We start from the raw sequence: 16227 nt of genomic DNA on the forward strand, positions 1-16227 counted from the left end.
TCTTAGCCTCTTAATTCACTCGCTTATTGAGTAATGTGATGGCGACAGTGCGCACTTCTGCTGAGCAACAATCAATATATAGATTCATGCTCAAAAGTCTCCAAGAATACCCAAGCGAAGCCGTATTATATCTCAACTTTGAGGTTTCAAGGTTTGATGGTGATGAAAACTTACAACAGTGTTATCAAAGATTAAGCAAAATAGATAGGCAAAAGCTGTATGATTTTTTCAACAATAAATCATCGTCGACTCGCTTTAACTCTCGTACACTAGAGGCTCATTATCGTAAGAAGCCAAGTAATGCTTGCCGGCGTTTTGTAACTGAGCCCTGCTCCATTACTCCAAAATCGAGCACTCAATATACCAAGCAAATACAGCAACCACCTTCCTCCCCTGAGCCCTTTTTTACTCAGACCAGTGCGCTTATTCATTCTTGGAAACTTAAACAGAAAACCAAAAAGCAACTGGATATTGAGTTAAATGTATTAATTGGTGGTTGCACTAAACTTTCGCAGCTTATTGAAATCATTCACACCCTAAAAAACGAAAAACAGGCCATGGAAACATCATGGGACATAAGGTTTATCCATAAAATGTTACACAAAGCGGCTGAGTTTTCTGACAGCTATTCATATAATTTCGACGGCATTTTTAGTGACATAATACGATTTAAATCGTCCTATGAAGCGAAAACTTGCATACTATTACTGAAATTAATTAAGTTAAATTTAAATTTTTCAGATGGCAAAGTATTGGTGCTAGGCAATTCAGCCGAAGCCAGCATAATGCTACAATGGGGCATCAAGCCTAATGTTGCCATTTACAATGCCTTTATCACCGTATGCGCTAAAACTGGCCACTTTGATAGTGCTTGGCAACTGGTGTGTGGTAATAAGCCCGTGATGGCACCTCATCTACCACTAAAGGCAGATTCAATCACCTGCATAAATTTGCTGACGGCCTGCGCTGAAACTGGGCGTTATGCAGAAGCCAAATCATTGGTGTTGAGCGATACAGTTACAGCTAGCTTAATGCAGCAATGGGGCATCAAGCCTAATGTCGCCATTTACAATGCCTTTATCACGGTATGTGCTAAAACTGGCCAGTTTGATAGTGCTTGGCAACTGGTGTGTGGTGATAAACCCATGATGGCTCCTCATTTGCCATTAATAGCCAATCAAATCACCTGCACGAATTTGCTGACGGCCTGCGCTGAAAGGGGACGTTATGCAGAAGCCAAATCATTGGTGTTGGCCGATAAAGGTACAACAAGCTTAATACAACAATGGGGCATCAAGCCTAACGTTACCATTTACAATGCTTTTATCACGGTATGCGTTAAAACAGGCCAGTTTGATAGTGCTTGGCAACTGGTGTGTGGTAATAAACCCTTGATGGCACCTCATTTGCCATTAAAAGCTAATCAAATCACCTGCCTGAATTTGCTGACGGCCTGCGCTGAAACGGGGCGTTATGCAGAAGCCAAATCATTGGTGTTGGGCGATACAGGCACAGCCAGCTTAATGCAGCAATGGGGCATTAAGTCTAATGTTGCCATTTACAATGCTTTTATCACGGTGTGCGCTAAAACTGGCCAGTTTGATAGTGCTTGGCAACTGGTGTGTGGTGATAAGCCTGTGATGGCACCTCATTTGCCATTAAAAGCCAATCAAATCACCTGCACGAATTTGCTGACAGCCTGCGCTGAAATGGAGCGTTATACAGAAGCCAAATCATTGGTGTTGGGCGATGGCGATACAGCTAGCTTAATGCAACTGTGGGGCATCAAGCCTAACGTTGCCATTTACAGCGCCTTTATTACGGTATGCGCTAAAACTGGCCAATTTGATAGTGCTTGGCAACTGGTCTGTGGTGATAAGCCAGTGATGGCAACTTATTTGCCATTAAAAGCCAATCAAATCACCTGCCTGAATTTGCTGACGGCCTGCGCTGAAATGGAGCGTTATGCAGAAGCCAAATCATTGGTATTGGGTGATACAACTACAGTTACAGCCAGCTTAATACGACAATGGGGCATCAAGCCTAACGTTGCCATTTACAATGCCTTTATCACGGTGTGCGCTAAAACTGGTCAGTTTGATAGTGCTTGGCAACTGGTGTGTGGTGATAAGCCTGTGATGGCACCTCATCTACCACTAAAGGCAGATTCAATCACCTGCGTGAATTTGCTGTCTGCCTGCGCTGAAAGGGGACGTTATGCAGAAGCCAAATCATTGGTGTTGGCCGATAAAGGTACAACAAGCTTAATACAACAATGGGGCATCAAGCCTGATGTCGCCATTTACAATGCTTTTATCACGGTATGTGCTAAAACGGGCCAGTTTGATAGTGCTTGGCAATTGGTGTGTGGTGATAAGCCCATGATGGCACCTCATCTACCACTAAAGGCAGATTCAATCACCTGCCTGAATTTGCTGACGGCCTGCGCTGAAACGGGGCGTTATACAGAAGCCAAAACATTGGTGTTGGGCGATACAGGCACAGCCAGCTTAATGCAGCAATGGGGCATTAAGTCTAATGTTGCCATTTACAATGCTTTTATCACGGTGTGCGCTAAAACTGGCCAGTTTGATAGTGCTTGGCAACTGGTATGTGGTGATAAGCCCGTGATGGCACCTCATTTGTCATTAAAGGCCAGTCTAATCACCTGCATAAATTTGCTGACGGCCTGCGCTGAAATGGTGCGTTTTACAGAAGCCAAATCATTGGTTTTGGGCGATAGCGATGCAGCTACAACCAGCTTAATACAACAATGGGGCATCAAGCCTGATGTTGCCATTTACAATGCCTTTATTAAAGTATGCATTAAGGCTAAGGATTTTGACACTGGAATGTGGTATTTAGAAAAAATTATGAACAAATGTGACATGAGTACTTTTTCACAAATACATGCTCAATTTGCGCCGCTTGAAAAAGATAATTTCGCAAGCATGATTGATAAAGGGATAGCACAAGGAATATATAAAAAAAATGTTGGCTTAATGAATCATTGTATCGATTTGCATATGGATAAAATCTTCGAAGGACATTCAGGTGATGGTACACATATTCAAGGTGTTCCATTAGCTTTCGCAAAACTATTATTTTGTTACCACAAACAAAACAATGAACCCAAGATAACATCGATCATAACTGGATACCATGGCAATAATACGTTAAAAAATGGAATGATAAGTTTTCTCAAAGATGAATTTGGACTTGAGTTTATCGAGGATGAATTCAACTCAGGAATGATAGTATTGAGCGAGTCTACCCATTAACTGTAGTTGCTTGCATTTATAAATCGGTTTGCTCGCATTAATTGCTTTTATCAAATTAGTTGCTCAGATTAAGTGATTTTATAAAGCTATGTTGCTCACTTTAAATGATTCTATAAATGAACCAATTTAAATGAGCTACAAATTAAATAATATCAGATGGTTGACTCGTTTTTGGACATTTCAGTGTTTCGTCCAGTAAGACAATTTTGGACAACAATAAACCATAATTTTTATTTTCAAACGGAACATATTTTACTTAAATAATAAGATATCCATAAATACTCAAAGGCACTACATATCTGTTGATGATACCTCCCCCTGCGGTTCAGCCCCCCCTGTATTACTATACGTTTTAAGATCTATATTTTTAACAGCAGAGTTTTTTTCTTGCTTACAAGTTTTATAAATCAGCCGAAATAAAAGTACATCAGTAATTACACTTTCAATAATTATAACTGGAAGCAACCCAAGACCCATTTTAGCGTGAGTTCCTAATGGTTTACTCTCTTCCGTTTTGCCAGCGGTGTCGTTTGATCTACTTTGTCTTGTCAATATCGAATTTATGTCTTTTTCCATCAGAGTTGGAATGAAAAATTTTAAAGTTCCTTCTGTTATCTTAAGTCCAATCCAACAACCAGCAGCTGAAGTCAACAACCTCAATGGAACTCTAATTTTTGAGTCTTTATCAACATTAAAGTACGTGAGGGATCTATCCAGCCCATGAGAAAAAGCGTATCCAAATGCAGAACTTAATAAAGTTGTCGTAGCTTGACTAAGAAAACTGTCTGACATACGTAATTCACCATAAAAACCAACTGTAGAACCGAAAATTAAAACACCCACAGACTTAATGGCATACCTACCTATCAGATTATTTTTTCCTTCATCCAGATATTTATCTGATACTTTATTAGCTAAATATTCAGCACCTCTAATAAATGTTGCGAAACTCGCACCTATTGCTGCACCAGCAGGTCCTGAAGTGAATGCTCCAGCTAAAACAGGTACAGCATATGTTTCTAAAACTTCTTTAGAATAAAAGTTGAACGTTTCAAACGATGTGCTAGTTGATGATAAAGCTTGAGGAACCATGATAGAACAACCTCGCATGTGCTATGGAATCATTCATTTTGCACGTTCAAAACTATTAGTACTTAATTATTTGATTAAAGAATATTAATGTTCTAATCGACTATTTATTTTATCGTTGTTAGAAAATTAAAAAACTCATTCAAGGCAAGCTCCCAAGATTTCTTTTTTTAGTTTAACAACCAACCTCAACTCATTTTGGGGCAAAAACTGGTTAGAAAGAGGAAGTTTGCCAGCCTAAAAAAGTTTCGAACTTTATTGTCTTAGTTTTAATCATTATTGTCGAGTTTGGGTTCAATGCATGACAACACTAGCTTGTGCAATGATTTGGCTGCCAATGTGAAAGATCAACAGCCACTAGTTATTTTAAATAATAAAACGCAATTCTCACTTCAATATTCTTATATTAAAGTGAGGTCACATTAAAAAATGTATTTATCGAGAAAACTCAGCGCGATAAATTGTTGGCTGAATATATCTTGTTGTAACTCTATCAACATCAACATTTTCATTCGATATACTGCCAAGCTCTAAAATCACTTGCACGGTTCGAGTCCCCGTTCGTGATCGACCCGCTTGAGAACTGCCGCGACCACTGTCTGATTTTAATACTAAATTATCGCCATCCACTTCCCAACGACGATTTTGAGTTGTACCCAAGCTATTTAAGTCCGTATCGAAGCTGCCATCTTCATTTAACTGAACATAGCCCTGACTGGAATAAGGAAAACGATAATTCCGTAGGCTCACATTCCAGTTGCCAATCAGTTTAGATTCTACGGTATCCGCAACTTCAGCAACATCGGTAGAAATTAACTGAATATCCCACTGAGCTCCTGTTCTCCCCGCAGTCGAGAATAATCCAAGACCTTCAAATCCTAGAAATTCAGCCAAATCTTCGGGGTACTGTGCAAAGCCGAGCTCGTCTTCTGAATCGCTAAAGTGAAACATGCCATTTTCTTCGACTACTTCACCATTTGCTAGCCCATTACGAATTAAAAAAGGCGAGTTAGAAGTAAAACGTCCGTCACCTGTCACGACTATTTCAACTTCTGTTGAACCTGTGGCTCTCGATACATTAGTTCTAAAGTCCGTAACGGTTGAGACTTCTACTCCCTGATAAACACCCGGTTCTAACGCAAAGGATGATGCAGACGCAAATAAAGAAGCTGCAATAGCAGTAGATTTAAAAACCATATTTTTAGTCATTTTAATTTCCTTAACCTGAATTTTTCTATTCTAATTAATTTGCAATATGAACATACGCAGATTAACGAGGTATATTTATTGACCATGGAACTGAGGTTTTAATTTCAAATTAAAATAAGAAATAAACTGAGAGTCAAAACATATTAATAAGTCATTTTATTAACGCTAATGACATCGATTGTCGATAATGAGGCAGAGCAAGATCACGAACATAACTTGAGCAATCAACATAAATCATCATCTCGAATCTGACACTGCACAAGATCTGAGATCTTATATTCCTCTTCGGAAGTTACTCATGCTTTTCAATTTATTCCGCTGAAGATGAATTACAATTTAACTCATTATTAACAACATTAGAAAATACTCTTCGAGAAAATGATCATTTATTAGATGACGTTGATGAAAAAATAGTGGGTCAATATAGATTGAATTGCATTCTTACCATTAGAAATAGTATTGCAATGAAAGTTCGTTTCTGGCAAGGAATGGGGCATTTTCGTGCCAACAGCGATCAGCTCGACTTTGGACGTGCGACGTTTTAGGATGAAAACAATCACATCTAGGATTTTGAACACAAAAGCTTGTTATTTTTTATGTGTATAGCTTTTCTATTTCGATTATTTCTTTTCTACTTTCTACAATTTCTCTTGCTTCATTTAAATCTTGAGTTCCCATTTTTGAAACAAGCTTTTTTAGAGTGGAACTAAACTCTGAACTCCAACCAGAAAAAGCATCTGCAGATATAACTGGGTTTATACCATTTGCTCTATTTGGATTAAGGAATGCTTCTTGAAAAGCAACACAACATTTGTGTAATTCTTGAGGTTCAATGGCTTCGTTTTCACCTAAAAGCTCTAAGCTCAACTCAGCGAGATACCAACCAAATCCGTTCAGTGTATTAAGACTTTTGTTACCATCAGCACCGAAGATACAAAGTTCAAAATCTATTAGTTTCAACTTGTCAGAGCTTTTAACATAAACATAATTTTTGGGGTTGTCAGGCTTTGCTTGAATTTTATGAGTATCTAAATACTCATAAACATTTAGTATTTGCCTAACTAAGTTGTTGATTTTTCCAATAGTTAATGGTGAGTTACTCTTTGATAACAAGGTGGTTAAATCTAGGTCAGCTTTTTCAAATATGAACTGAAATTCAACAGAAGTTCTAACAATGCCAAAAAATGTAATTATATTATCATTTGGTCTTTCTCCAACATAAATTAATACTTTGAGTTCTTCTTCGTTATTTATATAACCATCCAATTGACGTACTTTTACTGCTAATTTAAAATCACATCGTTTACATTTCCCCTCATAAACAGTACTAAACATGCCCCATCTAATAATATGAAAACGATTAACGTCAATACTTTCTTTAACAGCTTTTATTTTAAAATCAATAAACCCATGATTACAAAAAACTTCTTTGGCTGTTTGAGGTTGAACAGCTAAAGAATTTGGAGATAATCGTTGTATTGCCAATGTCTGTGACCTTAATAAAAATGTATATTTAGTATGCTGTTATAATCTTAATAATTTACTCTACAGTAAAGTTAATTATTTTTTATTTTAAAGCCAATTTAGGTCACATTAGTTTAATGTTTATAACACGGAAAGGGGCAAAAACGATTTATAAAACATCATGATGACTGGCTAGTCAGAGTGATCTTCAGTTTCTTATAACAAAAATTCGTCCTCATCCAATTCTTTTCGTATCTTCTGCAGTGCATTTAAATGAAATTTCATCAGCTTTATATCATGCTCTACATCAGTGAATGACTAAAAGTCAAAAGTGGGATGGTGATGAAACGGATTTTGAGTAAGTTTATTTATCTTCAATAATATTGATCATTAATGGTTTGTATGACGAAATACGGAAAACAAGTTTAAAAGCCCCTTTTGGTTCAATGTTCCTTAAGTAAGGGAATAGTAAACTAGCTAGACTTTTATTTTACCGATTAATTCCTATGGCTGCTCAATCTACTTTAAATTCTATGACTACAGTTAACTACAGTATTGAAATTTTAGACGATGCTTATAAGTTCAATTTTGATGAAAGTGATGTAGAAACAGTAAGATCAAAGCTTGAGAGTAATAAAGTGACTGAAGTTTCTTTTAACTGGAAAAACTCAAAAAGTTTCGGCTATAAAATCAACTGGACTTGGTGTAAAGTAACAAAGGTCAAGTTAGACCATGAATTAACTGAGTTTTTGACTTTTAGTGAGCCGAGTGATGATTGCTTAAGAAAAGGATTACAACTTCGTTCACCTAGACAAAATGCATTTGAAAAAAAGTTAAATAGAGAAGAGGCATATATCCCTAAATCTCAAGTTAAAAAGTTTGATGTCGACCATTGTGAGATGAAACCAAAGTTAAAAGACTTAGTCGAAACAGGATGGTTTAATTAGTTTTTATGTTTGTTAACTTAGTATTGATTCAGAGTATCTTTCTTTAAGCTAATCAGCATGCTTTCTACACAAATATAGTTAGTATGTAAATAATTTATGTCCAGATTCATGCCAGCTATTAAGCTGACTTTGTTTTGTCCAAAAAAAAGTCGGTAGTGGGCTGAAGCAGTGAATTGATCTATCATGGTTGCCTCTAGTTTCATTTATTTTAGAGAATATCATGCGTCACTCTGTAGATGTTCAATGCCCTCACTGTCAAAGTACTTCAATATCAAAAGCAGGAAAAAGCCCAAAGGGACAGCAAAGATATTTATGTACCAACTCTGAGTGCCCGAAAAAAACATTCCTACTTCATTATGTTAAGCGTGCTTGGGAAGATGGAGTAAAAGAAACAGCCATTGACATGGTACTTAATGGTAGCGGAATAAGGGATACAGGTAGAGTGTTAAATATACACAAGAATACAGTGATAAACGCCATTAAAAAAAAGAAAAGAGCATTGTCCACGTAAATCCTAATTACACTCAAAGAGATAGCAACTCAAACATTGAAATCGATATAGAGTTGGTCTGCGAAGAAGCAGAGATCGATGAGCAATGGTCATTTGTAGGTAAAAAGGTTAACCAGAGGTGGCTATGGCACAATGGCACTAACTTAAGATTTAGCTGAAGGTTTACTAATTGAACAATAGAGAGTAAATCATACAGATTAAGGTTTTTCTAGTGTCACGCCATGAATACTACAACTCGCCAATTCTTCAATGATGCCCCAGAATTGTTACGTCGCTTTGCTCAAACGGAAGAAGATGAACTTTCTTCAATTCTCACTCTGCAAGATTTAGAAGATTTTCAAAAAGATAATACTCAAAGAGTACGCAAGTATCCCGCTTGCCACACACTTTCGCTTTTCATGAAGCAAGTTGCCAGTGAAAACAAGTCTTGTCGTTGCACACTAATCAGTGACGCTAGAGATCAAATTGCTATAGGTCGAGAGAAAAACAGCACAATTACAGGTCCCTACTGCAAAGCAAGAAAACGGTTATCTCCAGAGTCAATTAAATCGCTATTGAAGAAATCAGGAAAAAACTTAGATGAAGCGATTCAAGGGAAATACTTATGGCATGGCCGTAGAGTGCTATTAACTGACGGCTCAACACTATCTATGCCTGATACGCACGAGAACCAAGCCCAATTCCCTCAACCTAAGTCACAAAAAGAAGGATTGGGCTTTCCTCAGCTGCGGATTTTAGTGTTAATTTCTTTGGGTAGCGGTGCAGTCATTGACTCGGCTGTTTCACCTTGTAAAGGGAAAGGTACTGGCGAGCAGGCACTATTAAGAAGTATGCAGTCAGACTTGAAACAAGGTGACATTGTGCTGGGAGATGCTAATTTCGAAAACTACTTTGTTCTTGTAGGACTAATGGGGTTAGGCGTTGATGCTGTTTTCGAAAAAAACGGAGCCAGAAATGTCGATTTCAGAACCTGTGAAGAAAAGCTGGGTAAGCGAGATGGTTTATTTAAGCTAATTCGTCCATCCTGTCCAGAATGGATGACCCCAGAGGATTACGCTCAAGTGCCAGAAAAGCTTATCGTCAGAATGGTAGGAACAAAGAAACGTATCATTGTTACCACGCTCACGGATAAAGAAGTCTATCCGAAGCAAGATATTATTGATTTATACGTTTCACGATGGCATATCGAGTTGGATTTTAGGTCAATCAAGACCATGATGAAAATGGATATTTTAAGGTGTGGTAGTCCAGATATGGTGCGTAAGGAAATTGATGTTCATTTGTTAGTTTACAACATGATAAAGGCACTTATGTGCCGAGCGGCAGAAAAAAAAAGGAATATCGCCTAGAGAGGCAAGTTTTAAAGCCGCACATGACGCATTACAAGATTTTCAGATATTACTTTTGCAAGCCACCGAAGGGATCATTGACACTTTATTGGATGTGATAGCAGATATTATCGGCGAGCATATCGTTGGCAATCGCCCGGGGAGAAAAGAACCGAGAGCAAAGAAAAGGCGACCGAAACCGACACCAAGGTTACAACATTCAAGAAAACAAGCACGTAGGCTTAAGGTATATCAGAAGTAATTCTTAAGTTAGTGCCATTGAGATATAGGGCTTAATTGTGGCGTCTTGATTTCATAATTGGCTTGTCTTGATTTTATCCGTGAATTTTGTCCCAAATTAAATGACGCTATAAAATTTTTCTGTCCCACATTAATTGACGCTATAAATTTTCTGTCCCAAATTAAGTGACCCTATAAAATTTTTGTCTCACATTATTTGACTTTATAATTATTTTTACTCCATTGCATTGTAACATTATGAAATTATGAACTTTACACAAACTCCGCCCCCCCCTCAGACATTAACCCAAAGCTATCGGAACAACCGAGTAGTGATACTGTCAGAAGTGAAAGCTTCAGAGCTGATCAAGCACCTTTGGCATCATCAAGAATAACAATGGCCTCAAATCAAACAGGTAGAATAGATCGGATTTCCGTACAAGAAGCCCGAGAAGCAGCTAAGAACGCTGCTAAAGCTGGAATCTCATTCAGAATCGCTAATTTAGTTTTGATGATTCAAGTCTATAAGTCATTATTCGTTGATGCTCCACTTCTTTTTCAGTTTCAAGCCGTCGGCTCGCTCGCCTTTGCGATCCTTGATGTTATAAGTGGGATAAAGCACTTAGAAAAAACAGTTACGAATGGAGAGGGCTTACCAATGGGAGGAGATACTGTCGCAAATATCTGTTATGAAAGATTTAGTGCAATGGGTATGTGTCAGGAACACGCTAAAAGGAACAGTCAACTAATGTCATTATTTATTAGAGGGTGCTTAGCTCCATTTTCAGTTCTAAATTGGCAGCCGATTTCTAGCGTTGTAGAGCGTATTATGACTCAGCGTTTCTTTGGCTAGGTTCTAGTGAGTCTTTCCCAAGTAAAGTATAAGATTGAGATGAACATTAAAAACGATCGTTTTTCATTAACTATTTTTTAATTGAAATGGTACGAGATTTGTGACTAATATCAGTAACTGAAAATCGTGTTTTTCAGGTTTTCTTATCCATTGACGATGAGCGCACTCCGATGGACGCTTCTACTCACCAGACAGTTGGTTATATAAGAGTATCGACTATTTATAAGGGCTAGTGCAATGATACCAGCACACCTTAGGCCAGTTCAGACACCTAATCTGTATGAGTTACGGAATCAAGATAATGAGTTACAAGAATTACCTGACAATGATTCCGATGAAGATTCGTTTTCAGATACGGTTGTAAGCATTCCACTCCGACACTTACCAACTTGTATACGAGATATACGGGCACAAAGTGGTGAGGTAATATTGAATTTATCAACTAAACCACAACAGCCGCTAATGCCTTCTTTAGATTGTAGGTTAGAAGAAGAGCAACCAACAACTCAGAGTGTAACCTTTCCCATTGAACCACTATTTAGAACTAGAAAACAAATGCTCCATTACTGTTTTAGGCAATTAAACTCAAAAGAAAAAGAAACCTATACAAAACTTTTAGAAGGTAATGAGGTAATATTATCCGCTGTCAAATTGGCAACTTGCTCATTAGAAAACAAATGCTTGATTAAACCATATTGTTTGTTCTTAATGGAAACTAAAGTAAATTACAATTTTTCCCAAGCTGCAAGAGCTATAAATGATGTTGGTATAAATAATCACCTTCGTCAAGACAGACCGTTTTCTTCAGAATTTTTACAAAACCTTTTCTTCACAGGCGCCATTTCCGAAATTCACTCTTTAACCTATGTGTATGAACGTTTTTTAGGCAAGCTGGCTGAGTATTGCCAGACAAAGGAGGGGGAAACTGAAGTTGCAAGACGTCATTTAGTAAGTTATTTACTCGACACAAAACACCCAAATGATGCTGTAAGAGCTATAAATCGACTAAAAACAATAAATAACCCTTATACAAAGGAACAAGTATGGAGAATTTACCATATGGAACACTTATTAGGGTTGCTAGACATTGAGGAACTAATATATCAGCTAAGAGCAACTGGTCATAAAGACTCAAATTCAACAGAAAAGGTTTTCTTTCTAGCGAACCAAGGTGATAAAGTTGCTTTAGAAAGATATATCCTATTCTATAGAGAAGAAAAACATCTGCACAATGGTAAAATAGCCTCAAAATTAAGTGGCAATGTAAACATCCCAAAACTCAAACGAAACCGAAATTGGAAAGCTCATATGGTTGAGCAATTCTTACTACATAAATCAGTTACAATTGAAGAGCCAGAATGGTATAAGGAACTTGTATTATCAGCCAAACTGACTCATTTAGAGGAAGCACCCACCTTAGTTAAAAGAAAAAGAAACATAAAAAAGCTGCCCAGTGCAGTAAACCCCAAAAAGGCTAAATTGGCTCTACACAAAGTTTAATACCTCACACAAATAAGTCAGCCGCTTATTTTTTAGCGTTTTTATACACTCAATCACAAAATTACCTTCTCTTAGATAAAGTCAAATAATGTGAGACAAAAATTTTATAGGGTCACTTAATTTGGGACAGAAAATTTTTATAGCGTCATTTAATTTGGGACAAAATTCACGGATGAAATCAAGACAAGTGAATTATGAAATCAAGACGCAACACTTAATACTGTCAGAAATTGGATATCCAGCTTTTGTATAAAAACCAAGATAGCCTTGATGCTCAATTGTAGCTCTTAACCCTGAAGATTCTACTTCATCTTTATTTAAGCCAAAGCCAAATCTGCTTTCAAACGCCAAATAGTCATTATATTGATAACCCAATTGACCAGTAATTAGATTAATTTTGACCTTTTCAGGCAAATCAAAATGCTTATGGTTTGTCGAAGCAACATTACCGCCATAATAAAATTCACCAGCATAGGTTGATGGTGCAATACAAATAGAAGCGGCTAAAAAAATTCAAAATAACTTCATAATTCCCTTTTATTACTTTTGAAAAAAACTTGAACCTACAACTAAATGATTCTTAATATTAAACTAGGCTATTATAAACAAGTTCTTTTTAACAAATACACTCTTTTAGCTCTACCCTAGACAGGTTTGGGGCAGAAGAGAGTCAGCTACAGAAGAATCTAAGGCAATTCAGTATGATTATTTATAAAGTGCTCTACAACAGTATTCAGCTCTGAATGTAAACTTCTTCTTGTAACGTCAGCCGATCGACGCCGAGCGCTGCGTAGCAGCGTCCCTAAATATTGTAACTGTGTAGACATATTCGCCTCACTGACAATTAAGACTTCTAGCATCACTATTCAAATGTTGTGTGAAAAAGTCCACTGTAGGGCTGAGCGGGCGAGTTACTTGTATGGCTTATCGCAAGGAAAAGCTTCGGCTACGGCTTCCTCTACAAGTTTCGATGCGGGGCTTTGCAATTGCTCAGGGTTGGCATCAAGGTACTTACGTACGACCAAGTAGAGCTGCCCAGTATAGATGTTGGAGGGGGGGCAGTATTTACTTCCGACTGTATCATAAACACCCACGATAAAACCCGCTGCGAGTCCCTTGCTGAAAGAAGTGTTTGCATCCCCGCCATTTAAGCGGTGCACTAGTTCGTTTCCATCGAAAAAATCCGCTGATGTTGTACTACTCGCCACCGCTAAAGTCGCTACTAGCGCCTTTTTCCACATGATACTTCTCCGTTCTTCTGTGTTGCGCTGCAAGCTACAAGAAACGCCGTCCCGTATCAAGATGTCACGCCCCCTCTGGTAATAAAAAATAAAAATTTGAAAAATGAACAGTGAACTTGGTCACGGGTTCTTGGTAACTGGTCAGCATGAGCGCCAAGGAGTTCGACAACACAGAACAAAATACCTCCTATATCCCAATGGCACTAACTTAAGATTTAGCTGAAGGTTTACTAATTGAACAATAGAGAGTAAATCATACAGATTAAGGTTTTTCTAGTGTCACGCCATGAATACTACAACTCGCCAATTCTTCAATGATGCCCCAGAATTGTTACGTCGCTTTGCTCAAACGGAAGAAGATGAACTTTCTTCAATTCTCACTCTGCAAGATTTAGAAGATTTTCAAAAAGATAATACTCAAAGAGTACGCAAGTATCCCGCCTGCCACACACTTTCGCTTTTCATGAAGCAAGTTGCCAGTGAAAACAAATCTTGTCGTTGCACACTAATCAGTGACGCTAGAGATCAAATTGCTATAGGTCGAGAGAAAAACAGCACAATTACAGGTCCCTACTGCAAAGCAAGAAAACGGTTATCTCCAGAGTCAATTAAATCGCTATTGAAGAAATCAGGAAAAAACTTAGATGAAGCGATTCAAGGGAAATACTTATGGCATGGCCGTAGAGTGCTATTAACTGACGGCTCAACACTATCTATGCCTGATACGGACGAGAACCAAGCCCAATTCCCTCAACCTAAATCACAAAAAGAAGGGCTGGGCTTTCCTCAGCTGCGGATTTTAGTGTTAATTTCTTTGGGTAGCGGTGCAGTCATTGACTCGGCTGTTTCACCTTGTAAAGGGAAAGGTACTGGCGAGCAGGCACTATTAAGAAGTATGCAGTCAGACTTGAAACAAGGTGACATTGTGCTGGGAGATGCTAATTTCGAAAACTACTTTGTTCTTGTAGGACTAATGGGGTTAGGCGTTGATGCTGTTTTCGAAAAAAACGGAGCCAGAAATGTCGATTTCAGAACCTGTGAAGAAAAGCTGGGTAAGCGAGATGGTTTATTTAAGCTAATTCGTCCATCCTGTCCAGAATGGATGACCCCAGAGGATTACGCTCAAGTGCCAGAAGAGCTTATCGTCAGAATGGTAGGAACAAAGAAACGTATCATTGTTACCACCCTCACGGTTAAAGAAGTCTATCCGAAGCAAGATATTATTGATTTATACGTTTCACGATGGCATATCGAGTTGGATTTTAGGTCAATCAAGACCATGATGAAAATGGATATTTTAAGGTGTGGTAGTCCAGATATGGTGCGTAAGGAAATTGATGTTCATTTGTTAGTTTACAACATGATAAGGGCACTTATGTGCCGAGCGGCAGAAAAAAAAAGGAATATCGCCTAGAGAGGCAAGTTTTAAAGCCGCACATGACGCATTACAAGATTTTCAGATATTACTTTTGCAAGCCACCGAAGGGATCATTGACACTTTATTGGATGTGATAGCAGATATTATCGGCGAGCATATCGTTGGCAATCGCCCGGGGAGAAAAGAACCGAGAGCAAAGAAAAGGCGACCGAAACCGACACCAAGGTTACAACATTCAAGAAAGCAAGCACGTAGGCTTAAGGTATATCAGAAGTAATTCTTAAGTTAGTGCCATTGGGCTATGGCATGCCATAGACCATAGTACGAATACAGTTGTAGCTTATGTCTTGGGGAAAAGAACAGACGAGGCTTTCAAAGAGTTACAGACATTGCTCGAGCCACTAGGCATAAAGAAATATTATACCGATGACTGGGGTGCGTATAAGCGAAATTTGCCACCAGAACAGCATGAAGTAGGAAAAACTAATACCCAAAAGATTGAGAGGAAAAACCTCAATTTTAGAACTTGGATTAAAAGGTTAGCACGAAGAACGATTTGTTTTTCAAAGTTAGAAAGTATGCACGATACGGTAATAGGTTTGTTAATCAATCGAGTAGAATTTGGGATTGATATTCATGCCTACCACTAAATTAGCCCACTACCCCTAAATGAACCCATTATTTATAAATCAAATACTACAAGATGGACACAACATCCAATCGCTGGTCATATTGGGGTTAAGCTTTTATTTAACTAGTGATCTCGTGATAATCTCTTCGGACTGGCGACACTCATTCCTAGAAGCATAAATATTACAAACAGCAAAGCATCAAAGTTTAATCCGGCCAAAGCAGTCAATGCAGGTCCAGGGCAAATACCCGCTAGTCCCCAGCCTAAACCAAAGATAGATGCGCCTATCACTAGAGGTTTATCAACCTGACAATATTGGTTTATATTGAAATTTGGGGATAAAATTGGAGTGGACATGGGTTTTATCTTAAGGTGGTATATGGGCATAAAAACCATCAGCGCACCTCCCATAACAAAGATGAGGCTAGGATTCCACTCTCCAGTAATATCCAGAAAGCCAATGACATTATTAGGGTTTATCATGCCAGATAAAGTCATGCCAATGCCGAATAATACGCCAGATATAACAGTAACTAAGTTTTTCATAAGTAAGTT

14 protein-coding genes and 2 pseudogenes are annotated in these 16227 nt (G+C 38.1%); 10 read left to right on the top strand and 6 right to left on the bottom strand.

The genetic code is table 11. The features are described 5' to 3' along the window. Window positions 1–38 precede the first annotated feature (38 nt). Entirely contained in the window at window positions 39–3281 is a 3243-nt protein-coding gene (locus E2I05_RS14775) for a pentatricopeptide repeat-containing protein (protein ID WP_121854952.1), read from the top strand. Between the two features lie 291 nt (window positions 3282–3572). Here the strand turns inward: E2I05_RS14775 and E2I05_RS14780 are convergent, their stop codons facing one another. The 3 genes from E2I05_RS14780 to E2I05_RS14790 all read right to left on the bottom strand — a co-directional run bounded on the left by E2I05_RS14780 (window position 3573) and on the right by E2I05_RS14790 (window position 7064). Further along, window positions 3573–4373, bottom strand: a complete 801-nt coding sequence (locus E2I05_RS14780) for a hypothetical protein (protein ID WP_121854951.1) — start codon at window positions 4371–4373, stop codon at window positions 3573–3575. A gap of 432 nt (window positions 4374–4805) precedes the next feature. Then, complete coding sequence (locus E2I05_RS14785; RefSeq protein WP_121854950.1) at window positions 4806–5579, bottom strand: hypothetical protein; 774 nt, start codon at window positions 5577–5579, stop codon at window positions 4806–4808. A gap of 594 nt (window positions 5580–6173) precedes the next feature. Further along, complete coding sequence (locus E2I05_RS14790) at window positions 6174–7064, bottom strand: protein kinase domain-containing protein (protein WP_121854949.1); 891 nt, start codon at window positions 7062–7064, stop codon at window positions 6174–6176. A 485-nt stretch (window positions 7065–7549) separates the two neighbouring features. Here E2I05_RS14790 and E2I05_RS14795 point away from each other — a divergent pair, with 485 nt between their 5' ends. The 6 genes and pseudogenes from E2I05_RS14795 to E2I05_RS14825 all read left to right on the top strand — a co-directional run bounded on the left by E2I05_RS14795 (window position 7550) and on the right by E2I05_RS14825 (window position 12422). Beyond that, window positions 7550–7990 (top strand): hypothetical protein, encoded by a 441-nt coding sequence (locus E2I05_RS14795; protein WP_121854948.1) that lies wholly within the window; start codon window positions 7550–7552, stop codon window positions 7988–7990. A gap of 220 nt (window positions 7991–8210) precedes the next feature. Beyond that, window positions 8211–8632, top strand: a pseudogene (locus E2I05_RS14800) (IS1 family transposase); the annotation flags it as partial. Between the two features lie 90 nt (window positions 8633–8722). After that, window positions 8723–9850 carry an IS4 family transposase gene (locus E2I05_RS14810; protein WP_133309719.1) on the top strand — a complete coding sequence of 376 codons (1128 nt, stop codon included), beginning with the start codon at window positions 8723–8725 and terminating at the stop codon, window positions 9848–9850. A 55-nt stretch (window positions 9851–9905) separates the two neighbouring features. Further along, window positions 9906–10091, top strand: a complete 186-nt coding sequence (locus E2I05_RS14815; protein WP_133309406.1) for a hypothetical protein — start codon at window positions 9906–9908, stop codon at window positions 10089–10091. Between the two features lie 375 nt (window positions 10092–10466). After that, a complete protein-coding gene (locus E2I05_RS14820) occupies window positions 10467–10922 on the top strand; it encodes a hypothetical protein (RefSeq protein WP_121855213.1) in 456 nt (151 codons plus the stop codon). 237 nt (window positions 10923–11159) lie between these two features. Further along, the gene (locus tag E2I05_RS14825) at window positions 11160–12422 is read left to right on the top strand and encodes a DNA adenine methylase (RefSeq protein ID WP_121855212.1); all 1263 of its coding nucleotides are present in this window, start codon (window positions 11160–11162) and stop codon (window positions 12420–12422) included. A gap of 192 nt (window positions 12423–12614) precedes the next feature. Here the strand turns inward: E2I05_RS14825 and E2I05_RS14830 are convergent, their stop codons facing one another. Next, window positions 12615–12935 carry an outer membrane beta-barrel protein gene (locus E2I05_RS14830; protein WP_121855211.1) on the bottom strand — a complete coding sequence of 107 codons (321 nt, stop codon included), beginning with the start codon at window positions 12933–12935 and terminating at the stop codon, window positions 12615–12617. A 398-nt stretch (window positions 12936–13333) separates the two neighbouring features. Further along, window positions 13334–13663, bottom strand: coding sequence for a Rap1a/Tai family immunity protein (locus E2I05_RS14835; protein ID WP_121855210.1), 330 nt, complete (start codon window positions 13661–13663; stop codon window positions 13334–13336). Between the two features lie 286 nt (window positions 13664–13949). Between E2I05_RS14835 and E2I05_RS14840 the strand changes: the two genes are divergently transcribed. The 3 genes and pseudogenes from E2I05_RS14840 to E2I05_RS22610 form a co-directional block, all read left to right on the top strand. Beyond that, window positions 13950–15077 (top strand): IS4 family transposase, encoded by a 1128-nt coding sequence (locus E2I05_RS14840; RefSeq protein ID WP_133309441.1) that lies wholly within the window; start codon window positions 13950–13952, stop codon window positions 15075–15077. Between the two features lie 55 nt (window positions 15078–15132). Continuing rightward, complete coding sequence (locus E2I05_RS14845; protein WP_133309406.1) at window positions 15133–15318, top strand: hypothetical protein; 186 nt, start codon at window positions 15133–15135, stop codon at window positions 15316–15318. Between the two features lie 22 nt (window positions 15319–15340). Next, a pseudogene (locus E2I05_RS22610) lies at window positions 15341–15691 on the top strand (IS1 family transposase); the annotation flags it as partial. 104 nt (window positions 15692–15795) lie between these two features. Here the strand turns inward: E2I05_RS22610 and E2I05_RS14855 are convergent. Continuing rightward, complete coding sequence (locus tag E2I05_RS14855) at window positions 15796–16218, bottom strand: YeeE/YedE family protein (RefSeq protein WP_121855230.1); 423 nt, start codon at window positions 16216–16218, stop codon at window positions 15796–15798. Window positions 16219–16227: the final 9 nt, after the last annotated feature.

The sequence above is a fragment of the Parashewanella spongiae genome (genome assembly GCF_004358345.1).
In the GTDB taxonomy this organism is placed as follows: domain Bacteria; phylum Pseudomonadota; class Gammaproteobacteria; order Enterobacterales; family Shewanellaceae; genus Parashewanella; species Parashewanella spongiae.

Coding starts and splice junctions, on each gene's coding strand:
- E2I05_RS14810 (WP_133309719.1), top strand. CDS start 8,723: ATGAATACTACAACTCGCCAATTCTTCAATGATGCCCCAGAATTGTTA.
- E2I05_RS14855 (WP_121855230.1), bottom strand. CDS start 16,218: ATGAAAAACTTAGTTACTGTTATATCTGGCGTATTATTCGGCATTGGC.
- E2I05_RS14825 (WP_121855212.1), top strand. CDS start 11,160: ATGATACCAGCACACCTTAGGCCAGTTCAGACACCTAATCTGTATGAG.
- E2I05_RS14785 (WP_121854950.1), bottom strand. CDS start 5,579: ATGACTAAAAATATGGTTTTTAAATCTACTGCTATTGCAGCTTCTTTA.
- E2I05_RS14775 (WP_121854952.1), top strand. CDS start 39: ATGGCGACAGTGCGCACTTCTGCTGAGCAACAATCAATATATAGATTC.
- E2I05_RS14835 (WP_121855210.1), bottom strand. CDS start 13,663: ATGTGGAAAAAGGCGCTAGTAGCGACTTTAGCGGTGGCGAGTAGTACA.
- E2I05_RS14820 (WP_121855213.1), top strand. CDS start 10,467: ATGGCCTCAAATCAAACAGGTAGAATAGATCGGATTTCCGTACAAGAA.
- E2I05_RS14780 (WP_121854951.1), bottom strand. CDS start 4,373: ATGGTTCCTCAAGCTTTATCATCAACTAGCACATCGTTTGAAACGTTC.
- E2I05_RS14840 (WP_133309441.1), top strand. CDS start 13,950: ATGAATACTACAACTCGCCAATTCTTCAATGATGCCCCAGAATTGTTA.
- E2I05_RS14795 (WP_121854948.1), top strand. CDS start 7,550: ATGGCTGCTCAATCTACTTTAAATTCTATGACTACAGTTAACTACAGT.